The organism is Promicromonospora kroppenstedtii DSM 19349, from assembly GCF_000515355.1.
GTDB classification, from domain to species: domain Bacteria; phylum Actinomycetota; class Actinomycetes; order Actinomycetales; family Cellulomonadaceae; genus Promicromonospora; species Promicromonospora kroppenstedtii.
Map to the genome: position 1 here is coordinate 150,662 of NZ_KI911710.1, position 9,609 is coordinate 160,270.

General features: G+C 67.0%; 6 protein-coding genes, 1 rRNA gene and 2 other annotated features. Of the genes, 6 read left to right on the forward strand and 1 reads right to left on the reverse strand.

Annotation, left to right across the window (positions count from 1 at the left end; genetic code table 11):
- Positions 1-118: 118 nt before the first annotated feature.
- Positions 119-1,760: a sequence feature (23S ribosomal RNA rRNA prediction is too short), on the forward strand.
- 1 nt (position 1,761) lies between these two features.
- Positions 1,762-2,634 (forward strand) — a sequence feature (23S ribosomal RNA rRNA prediction is too short).
- A gap of 147 nt (positions 2,635-2,781) precedes the next feature.
- From rrf to PROKR_RS20055, 5 genes are all read left to right on the forward strand, one after another.
- Positions 2,782-2,898: ribosomal RNA gene (gene rrf, locus PROKR_RS20035) — 5S ribosomal RNA — on the forward strand.
- Between the two features lie 152 nt (positions 2,899-3,050).
- Positions 3,051-3,347, forward strand: a complete 297-nt coding sequence (gatC, locus tag PROKR_RS20040) for an Asp-tRNA(Asn)/Glu-tRNA(Gln) amidotransferase subunit GatC (protein WP_036966242.1) — start codon at positions 3,051-3,053, stop codon at positions 3,345-3,347.
- 1 nt (position 3,348) lies between these two features.
- The gene (gene gatA / locus PROKR_RS20045; protein WP_036966245.1) at positions 3,349-4,890 is read left to right on the forward strand and encodes an Asp-tRNA(Asn)/Glu-tRNA(Gln) amidotransferase subunit GatA; all 1,542 of its coding nucleotides are present in this window, start codon (positions 3,349-3,351) and stop codon (positions 4,888-4,890) included.
- A complete protein-coding gene (gene gatB, locus PROKR_RS20050) occupies positions 4,887-6,398 on the forward strand; it encodes an Asp-tRNA(Asn)/Glu-tRNA(Gln) amidotransferase subunit GatB (RefSeq protein WP_036966248.1) in 1,512 nt (503 codons plus the stop codon). The genes gatA and gatB overlap by 4 nt, the downstream gene beginning before the upstream one ends.
- Positions 6,399-6,423: 25 nt before the next feature.
- A complete protein-coding gene (locus PROKR_RS20055) occupies positions 6,424-7,008 on the forward strand; it encodes a GNAT family N-acetyltransferase (RefSeq protein WP_036966251.1) in 585 nt (194 codons plus the stop codon).
- Between the two features lie 98 nt (positions 7,009-7,106).
- On the opposite strand, the gene PROKR_RS20060 is transcribed toward PROKR_RS20055, so the two are convergent.
- Positions 7,107-7,541: a CBS domain-containing protein gene (locus PROKR_RS20060; protein ID WP_036966254.1), complete on the reverse strand. Its 435-nt coding sequence runs from the start codon at positions 7,539-7,541 to the stop codon at positions 7,107-7,109.
- A gap of 216 nt (positions 7,542-7,757) precedes the next feature.
- Between PROKR_RS20060 and ilvD the strand changes: the two genes are divergently transcribed.
- Positions 7,758-9,609 (forward strand): dihydroxy-acid dehydratase (gene ilvD / locus PROKR_RS20065; RefSeq protein ID WP_036966257.1); only part of this gene is annotated, 1,852 nt, incomplete at its 3' end.

Here is a 9,609-nt window from a genome sequence, read left to right on the forward strand (position 1 = left end):
GCAAGACCACTTGCTAAGCCTAAATACTACCTAGTGACCGATAGCGGACAAGTACCGTGAGGGAAAGGTGAAAAGTACCCCGGGAGGGGAGTGAAATAGTACCTGAAACCGTGTGCCTACAATCCGTCGGAGCCTCCTTGGTAGGGGTGACGGCGTGCCTTTTGAAGAATGAGCCTGCGAGTTAGTGCTCGGTGGCGAGGTTAACCCGTGTGGGGTATCCGTAGCGAAAGCGAGTCCGAATAGGGCGTTTGAGTCGCCGGGTCTAGACCCGAAGCGAAGTGATCTAGCCATGGGCAGGTTGAAGCGCCGGTAAGACGGCGTGGAGGACCGAACCCACCAGGGTTGAAAACCTGGGGGATGACCTGTGGTTAGGGGTGAAAGGCCAATCAAACTTCGTGATAGCTGGTTCTCCCCGAAATGCATTTAGGTGCAGCGTCGCGTGTTTCTTGCCGGAGGTAGAGCTACTGGATGGCTAATGGGCCTCACCAGGTTACTGACGTCAGCCAAACTCCGAATGCCGGTAAGTGCAAGCGCGGCAGTGAGACTGCGGGGGATAAGCTCCGTGGTCGAGAGGGAAACAGCCCAGATCACCGGCTAAGGCCCCTAAGCGTGTGCTCAGTGGGAAAGGATGTGGAGTTGCACAGACAACCAGGAGGTTGGCTTAGAAGCAGCCACCCTTGAAAGAGTGCGTAATAGCTCACTGGTCAAGTGATTCCGCGCCGACAATGTAGCGGGGCTCAAGCACACCGCCGAAGCCGTGGCACTCACATTGCGTTTGATCGCAAGCCCAGCACCAGACTTGTTCTGTGTGTTCAGGTGTGTGGGTGGGTAGGGGAGCGTCGTGTGGGCAGTGAAGTCGCGGAGTGATCCAGCGGTGGAGCCTACACGAGTGAGAATGCAGGCATGAGTAGCGAATGACGGGTGTGAATCCCGTCCGCCGAATGACCAAGGGTTCCAGGGCCAGGTTCATCCGCCCTGGGTAAGTCGGGACCTAAGGCGAGGCCGACAGGCGTAGTCGATGGACAAGGAGTTGATATTCTCCTACCGGCGAAGTACCGCCCATACCGAGTCCGGTGATACTAACCATCCCAAGTCCGCACCGTTGCCTTCGGGTGACATCGCGGAGGAGGCGTGGGACCTGATCCGGTAGTAGGTAAGCGTGTTAACAGGGGTGACGCAGGAAGGTAGCCAGGCGTGGCGATGGTTGTCCACGTCCAAGGTTGTAGCCCGACACCTAGGCAAATCCGGGTGTCATTGAGGGTGAGAGCTGATAGTGACCGTGTATGCGGGAATCTGGTGATCCTATGCTGCCTAGAAAAGCCTCGACGCGAGGGACTAGCCGCCCGTACCCTAAACCGACTCAGGTGGTCAGGTAGAGAATACTAAGGCGATCGAGTGAATCGTGGTTAAGGAACTCGGCAAAATGCCCCCGTAACTTCGGGAGAAGGGGGGCCTGAACCGTTAACCCACTTGCTGGGGGACGCGGGGAGGGCCGCAGAGACCAGGGAGAAGCGACTGTTTACTAAAAACACAGGTCCGTGCGAAGTCGCAAGACGATGTATACGGACTGACGCCTGCCCGGTGCTGGAAGGTTAAGAGGACGGGTTAGCTTCGGCGAAGCCCAGAATTTAAGCCCCAGTAAACGGCGGTGGTAACTATAACCATCCTAAGGTAGCGAAATTCCTTGTCGGGTAAGTTCCGACCTGCACGAATGGCGTAACGACTTCTCCGCTGTCTCAACCGCGAACTCGGCGAAATTGCACTACGAGTAAAGATGCTCGTTACGCGCAGCAGGACGGAAAGACCCCGGGACCTTTACTATAGCTTGGTATTGGTGTTCGGTGCGGTTTGTGTAGGATAGGTGGGAGACTGTGAAGCTCGGGCGCCAGCTCGGGTGGAGTCATTGTTGAAATACCACTCTGATCGCTTCGGATGTCTAACCTCGGTCCGTGATCCGGATCAGGGACAGTGCCTGGTGGGTAGTTTAACTGGGGCGGTTGCCTCCTAAAATGTAACGGAGGCGCTCAAAGGTTCCCTCAGCCTGGTTGGTAATCAGGTGTCGAGTGCAAGTGCACAAGGGAGCTTGACTGTGAGACCGACAGGTCGAGCAGGGACGAAAGTCGGAACTAGTGATCCGGCGGTGGCTTGTGGAAGCGCCGTCGCTCAACGGATAAAAGGTACCCCGGGGATAACAGGCTGATCTTGCCCAAGAGTCCATATCGACGGCATGGTTTGGCACCTCGATGTCGGCTCGTCGCATCCTGGGGCTGGAGTAGGTCCCAAGGGTTGGGCTGTTCGCCCATTAAAGCGGTACGCGAGCTGGGTTTAGAACGTCGTGAGACAGTTCGGTCCCTATCCGCTGCGCGCGTAGGAAACTTGAGAAGGGCTGTCCCTAGTACGAGAGGACCGGGACGGACGAACCTCTGGTGTGCCAGTTGTTCCGCCAGGAGCATGGCTGGTTGGCTACGTTCGGAAGGGATAACCGCTGAAAGCATCTAAGCGGGAAGCCTGCTTCGAGATGAGGTTTCCATACACCTTGTGTGTGAGAGGCACCCAGCAGACCACTGGGTTGATAGGCCGGATGTGGAAGCAGGGACTGAAGACCTGTGGAGCTGACCGGTACTAACCTGCCGATAACTTCTCAACCACACTCATATGAGTTAAAAGAAGATTCTTTGTTGTGCTACGCGTCCACTATGCGGTTCCCGAGTCACGGGCACCAGCCCCTCTTTTTTCCCACTGGTGATGGTGGGTGTGGGGGTTGCCTGTTCTCGATAGTGTTACGGTGGTCATAGCGTGGGGGAAACGCCCGGTCCCATTCCGAACCCGGAAGCTTAGCCTCACAGCGCCGATGGTACTGCCCTGGTGACGGGGTGGGAGAGTAGGACGCCGCCGGACAACCATTCCCAGGAGGGGGTGGAGTGATAATCCTTGACGGGGTTGTCGCTCCACCCCCTACCTGCATTCCCGGGCAGTTTCCGGGAAGATTTCACACCCGGCGGCCGCGGATGCGGGAGATCGAACGCCCTCCGGCGACTAGACTGGCGGCCATGTCCACCATCTCCCGTGACGAGGTCGCGCGCGTGGCTGCGCTGGCACGGATCGATCTGCGAACGGACGAGGTCGACCGCCTCGCCGGCGAGCTCGACGTGATCGTCGAGTCCATCGCTCGCATCAGCGAGGTCGCCACCGCAGACGTGCCCGCCACGAGCCACCCGCTCCCGCTGACGAACGTGTTCCGAGACGACGTGCCCGAGGCCCCGCTGCCGGTCGAGGACGTCCTGGCCGGAGCGCCGCAGCAGGAGAACGGCCGGTTCGCGGTCCCGCAGATCCTTGGCGAAGAGTGAGATGGGTACCAGCGACATGACGAACGACATCACCCGGCTCAGCGCGTCCGACCTTGCGTCCGCGCTGCGCGACAAGACCCTCACCAGCGTCGAGGCCACGCAGGCCCACCTGGACCGCATCGCTGCCGTCGACGGCGACCTGAACGCGTTTCTGCACGTCGCCACACAGGAGGCGCTGGCGACCGCCGCCGACGTCGACGCGCGGCGTCAGGCCGGCGAGGAACTGCACCCGCTCGCGGGCGTGCCCATCGCGGTCAAGGACGTCGTGGTGACGAAGGGCCTGCCCACCACCGCCGGCTCCAAGATCCTCGAGGGCTGGGTCCCGCCGTACGACGCGACCCTCGTGGAGCGCATCAAGGCCGCGGGCCTGCCGATCCTCGGCAAGACCAACATGGACGAGTTCGCGATGGGCTCCTCGACGGAGCACTCCGCGTTCGGCAACACCAAGAACCCCTGGGACCTGGACCGGATCCCCGGCGGCTCGGGCGGCGGGTCCGCCGCAGCGGTGGCCGGCTTCGAGGCGCCGCTCGCGATCGGCACCGACACGGGCGGCTCCATCCGCCAGCCCGGCGCGGTGACCGGCACCGTCGGCGTGAAGCCCACCTACGGCGGCGTCTCGCGCTACGGCCTCATTGCCATGGCCTCGTCGCTCGACCAGGCGGGCCCCGTGACCCGCAGCGTGCTCGACGCGGCGCTGCTGCACGAGCTGATCGGCGGGCACGACCCGCACGACTCCACGTCGATCGACGAGCCCGTCCCCGGCGTCGTCGCGGCTGCTCGCCAGGGCGCCACCGGTGACCTCAAGGGCCTGCGCGTCGGCGTGGTCAAGGAGCTCTCGGGCGAGGGTTACCAGGCCGGCGTCTCCGCCCGCTTCGACGAGTCGCTCGAGCAGCTGCGGACGCTGGGCGCCGAGATCGTCGAGGTGTCCTGCCCCAGCTTCACCTACGCGCTCGACGCGTACTACCTGATCATGCCGGCCGAGGCGTCCAGCAACCTGGCCAAGTTCGACGGCATGCGGTTCGGCCTGCGCGTCGAGCCCGCCGAGGGCCCGGTCACCGCGGAGCGCGTCATGGGCGCGACCCGCGGCGCCGGCTTCGGCGACGAGGTCAAGCGCCGCGTCATCCTCGGCACCTACGCACTGTCGGCCGGGTACTACGACGCCTACTACGGCAGCGCGCAGAAGGTCCGCACGCTCATCCAGCGCGACTTCGCGGCCGCGTTCGCGAAGGCCGACGTGCTCGTCTCGCCCACGGCGCCCACCACGGCGTTCAAGTTCGGTGAGAAGCTCGACGACCCGCTGGCCATGTACCTCAACGACGTCGCGACGATCCCCGCGAACCTCGCGGGCGTGCCCGGCATGTCCCTGCCGAACGGCCTGTCGGACGACGGCCTGCCCGTCGGTTTCCAGATCCTGGCCCCCGCCAAGGCGGACGACCGCATGTACCGCGTCGGCGCCGCCCTCGAGGCAGCCCTCGAGAGCGGCTGGGGCGGTCCCCTCCTGAACAAGGCACCCGAACTCAAGACCACGGAGCTTGCCCGATGACCGCCGCAACCACGACCGGCCTCGTCAGCTACGAGGACGCCGTCCGCCGCTACGACCCGGTGCTCGGCATCGAGGTGCACGTCGAGCTGGGCACGCTCACCAAGATGTTCTGCGCGGCCGAGGTCGCCTACGGCGGCGAGCCCAACACCCAGGTGACCCCCGTCAGCCTCGGGCTGCCGGGGGCGCTCCCGGTGGTGAACGGCAAGGCCGTCGAGTACGCGATCCGCATCGGCCTGGCGCTGAACTGCACCATCGCCGAGAGCTGCCGGTTCGCGCGGAAGAACTACTTCTACCCGGACGTGCCGAAGAACTTCCAGACGTCGCAGTACGACGAGCCGATCGCCTACGACGGCTGGATCGACGTCGAGCTCGATGACGGCGCCGTGTTCCGCGTCGAGATCGAGCGCGCGCACATGGAGGAGGACGCCGGCAAGAACACCCACGTGGGCGGCGCGACCGGCCGCATCCAGGGCGCCGAGTACTCGCTGGTGGACTACAACCGTGCCGGCATCCCGCTGGTGGAGATCGTCACGCGGCCCATCGAGGGTGCCGGCGACCGTGCCCCCGAGGTCGCGCGGGCCTACGTGCAGACCCTCCGCGACCTGTTCCGGGCGCTCGACGTGTCCGAGGCGCGGATGGAGCGCGGCAACGTCCGCGCGGACGTGAACCTGTCGCTGCGCCCGACGCCGGAGTCGCCCCTGGGCACGCGCACCGAGACGAAGAACGTGAACTCGTTCCGCTCGGTCGAGCGCGCTGTCCGCTACGAGGTGTCCCGCCAGGCGGGCGTGCTCGACGCGGGCCTCCCGGTCATCCAGGAGACGCGCCACTTCCACGAGGAGGACGGCACCACGTCGTCGGGCCGCGTGAAGTCGGACGCCGAGGACTACCGCTACTTCCCCGAGCCCGACCTGGTGCCCGTGGCCCCGAGCCGCGAGTGGGTCGAGGAGATCCGCGCCGCGCTGCCGGAGCTGCCGACCGCGCGCCGGCGCCGGCTCCAGGGCGAGTGGGGCTACGCCGACGCCGAGATGCGTGACGTCGTCAACGCCGGTGCCATCGACCTGATCGAGGCGACCGTCGCCGCGGGCACCAGCGCCGCCGGTGCCCGCAAGTGGTGGATGGGCGAGCTGGCCCGCCGGGCCAAGCAGGACGAGGTCGCGCTGGAGGTCCTGTCGGTCACCCCGGCGCAGATCGCGCAGCTGCAGGGCCTGGTCGAGTCCGGCCGCATCAACGACAAGATCGCCCGTCAGGTGCTCGACGGCACCCTTGCCGGCGAGGGCGACCCGGAGGGGGTCGTCGTGGCACGCGGCCTCGAGGTCGTGTCCGACGACGGCGCCCTGCTCACCGCGATCGACGAGGCGCTGGCGGCTCAGCCGGACATCGTCGAGAAGGTCCGCGGCGGCAACCAGGGGCCGGTCGGCGCCATCATCGGCGCGGTCATGAAGGCGACCAAGGGCCAGGCCGACGCCAAGCGTGTCCGGGAGCTGGTGCTGGATCGGATCGGCCAGTGACGGCGCGGGCTGTGAGGCAGGGCCGGTGACCCGCGGGCCCCTCCTGCACGGCGACATGACCCGGTTGCGGCCCATCGAGGCTCGCGACTCGGAGCGTCTGTGGGAGGCCGTCCAGGACCCGGAGGGTACCCGCCTGACGGGGACCACGGCCGTCTTCACGCGCGACCAGATCGACGAGTGGGCTCGCACGGTCAGCGACCGGCCCGGCCGGTACGACTGGGCGATCTGCCCGGCCGCGATGCGGGACGGCAAGCCGGTGAGCGACGACATGATCGGCGAGATCGTGCTCAACGACCTCGACGAGGCCGTCGGTTCGGCGAACCTGCGGCTTCAGCTCCTGCCGAACTACCGCGGTCGCGGCTACGGCCGGGAGGCCATCGACGAGGTGCTGCGGTTCGCGTTCGAGGGGGTCGAGAGCGACCCGGGCCCGCACCTGCACCGGGTGAGCCTGGACGTGCTCAGCATCAACCCGCGCGCCGAGGCGCTCTACGAGTCGCTCGGGTTCCGGCAGGAGGGGCGGCTGCGGGACGTCTATCGCGACGGCGACACGTGGGCCGACGCGATCGTGATGAGCATCCTCGAGGACGAGTGGCGGGCGCTGCAGGGCTGAGCGCGCGCTGACGAGACAGGACGGGCCGTGCGGCGGAGCGCCGTGCGGCCCGTCGTGGTCTCTCGGGGCCGGCGGCCCGGCGACCGACGCCGGGAGGGCTACGACCCGCCCGCGATGTACTCCGTCAGCTGGTCCCGCTCGGCCTGTATCTCGGCGATCCGGTGCTTGACCACGTCGCCGATGCTCACGATCCCCGTGAGCCGCGCGTCCACGACCACCGGCACGTGCCGTACCCGGTGCTCCGTCATCACGGGCATGAGCTCGTCGAGCGTGGCGTCGGGGCCGCAGGTGTGCACGGCGGCCGTCATGATCGCGTCCACCGGGCCGTCCAGCACGCCCTCGCCGTCCGAGTGCAGCCGGCGCACGACGTCACGCTCGCTGACGATCCCGTCGACACCGACGCCGTCGTCGGAGACGACCACCGCGCCGATCCGGTGCCGGGCCAGGAGGGCGAGCAGGTCACGCACGCTGCGGTCCCTGGAGATGGTGACCACCGAGCCGCCCTTGCGCCGCAATGCCTCTGTCACCCGCATCGGAAACCTCCATCGAGTGCACGGCGGGGACCGCGTCCTTGCGACCCCCTGCTACGACGGTACGGCACCGGGCGAAATTCAGACAGGGGCAAAGCCCGCGCCACGAGGGTCACCCTGTGGACGCTCGCTGTCGGACCCGGGGGAGCGGAGGTAGCGTGACGAGGCCGTTCGCCCGCATCGCGCACGGCCACCCAGCATCGAAGGAGCTGAACAGTCATGAGTCGTCCCCTGCGCTCCCGGACGTCCACCCACGGCCGCAACATGGCCGGAGCCCGTGCGCTCTGGCGCGCCACCGGCATGGGTTCCGAGGACTTCGGGAAGCCGATCATCGCGATCGCGAACTCGTACACGCAGTTCGTACCGGGGCACGTACACCTCAAGGACATGGGCGATCTCGTGGCCTCGGCGATCCGCGAGGCCGGCGGCGTCGCCAAGGAGTTCAACACCATCGCCGTCGACGACGGCATCGCCATGGGCCACGCCGGCATGCTCTACTCGCTGCCGAGCCGCGACCTCATCGCCGACTCCGTGGAGTACATGGTGCAGGCGCACACCGCCGACGCGCTGGTGTGCATCTCCAACTGCGACAAGATCACGCCCGGCATGCTGAACGCCGCGCTGCGGCTGAACATCCCGGTGATCTTCGTGTCGGGCGGCCCCATGGAGGCCGGCAAGGCCGTCGTGGCGAACGGCGTCGCGAAGACCCCGCTGAACCTGATCAACGCCATCAACTACTCGGCGGACGAGAACGTGGACGACGCGGCGCTCGGCCTGGTCGAGGAGAACGCGTGCCCCACGTGCGGCTCGTGCTCCGGCATGTTCACCGCGAACTCCATGAACTGCCTCACCGAGGCCCTCGGCCTGTCGCTGCCGGGCAACGGCTCGACGCTGGCCACGCACGCCGCCCGCAAGGAGCTGTTCCTGGAGGCCGGCCGCACCATCGTCGACCTGGCCCGCCGGTACTACGAGGACGAGGACGACTCGGCCGCACCCCGCGGGATCGCCACCAAGGCCGCGTTCTCGAACGCCATGGCGCTGGACGTCGCCATGGGCGGCTCGACCAACACGGTGCTGCACATCCTGGCCGCGGCCCAGGAGGCCGAGGTCGACTTCACGCTGGCGGACATCGAGGACATCAGCCGCCGCGTGCCGTGCCTGTCCAAGGTGGCGCCCAACCACCCGGACTACCACATGGAGGACGTGCACCGGGCGGGCGGCATCCCCGCTCTGCTGGGTGAGCTCGACCGCGGCGGCCTGCTGGACCACGACGTCACCTCCGTGCACACGCCCACGCTGCGCGCGTGGCTCGACGACTGGGACATCCGCGGCGGCAAGGCCACCGACCGGGCGCTCGGCCTGTTCCACGCCGCCCCGGGCGGCGTGCGCACCACGAAGGCGTTCTCCACGAACAACCAGTGGGAGTCGCTCGACACCGACGGGGCCGGCGGCTGCATCCGCGACGTCGAGCACGCCTACACCGTCGAGGGCGGGCTGGCCGTGCTGCGCGGCAACCTCGCCGAGGACGGCGCCGTCTTCAAGACGGCGGGCGTCGACCCCGACGTGTTCCACTTCGTGGGCAAGGCGCTCGTGTGCGAGTCGCAGGACGAGGCCGTCGAGAAGATCCTGACCAAGCAGGTCGAGCCGGGGCACGTGGTGGTCGTGCGGTACGAGGGCCCGTCGGGCGGGCCGGGCATGCAGGAGATGCTCTACCCGACCTCCTACATCAAGGGCCGCGGGCTGGGGAAGGTGGTCGCCCTGATCACGGACGGCCGGTTCTCCGGCGGGTCCAGCGGCATCTCCGTGGGGCACGTGTCCCCGGAGGCGGCGGCCGGCGGCACCATCGGCCTGGTCGAGGACGGCGACGAGATCGAGATCGACGTCGACACCCGCAAGATCCACATCAACGTGCCGGACGAGGTGCTCGCCGAGCGGCGAGCCAAGATGGAGTCCTCGGAGCGGCCGTGGCAGCCCGTCGCCCGCGACCGCTACGTGTCGCCGGCGCTGCAGGCGTACGCGGCCCTGGCCACCTCGGCCGACCGTGGCGCGGTGCGTGACGTGGCGCGGCTGC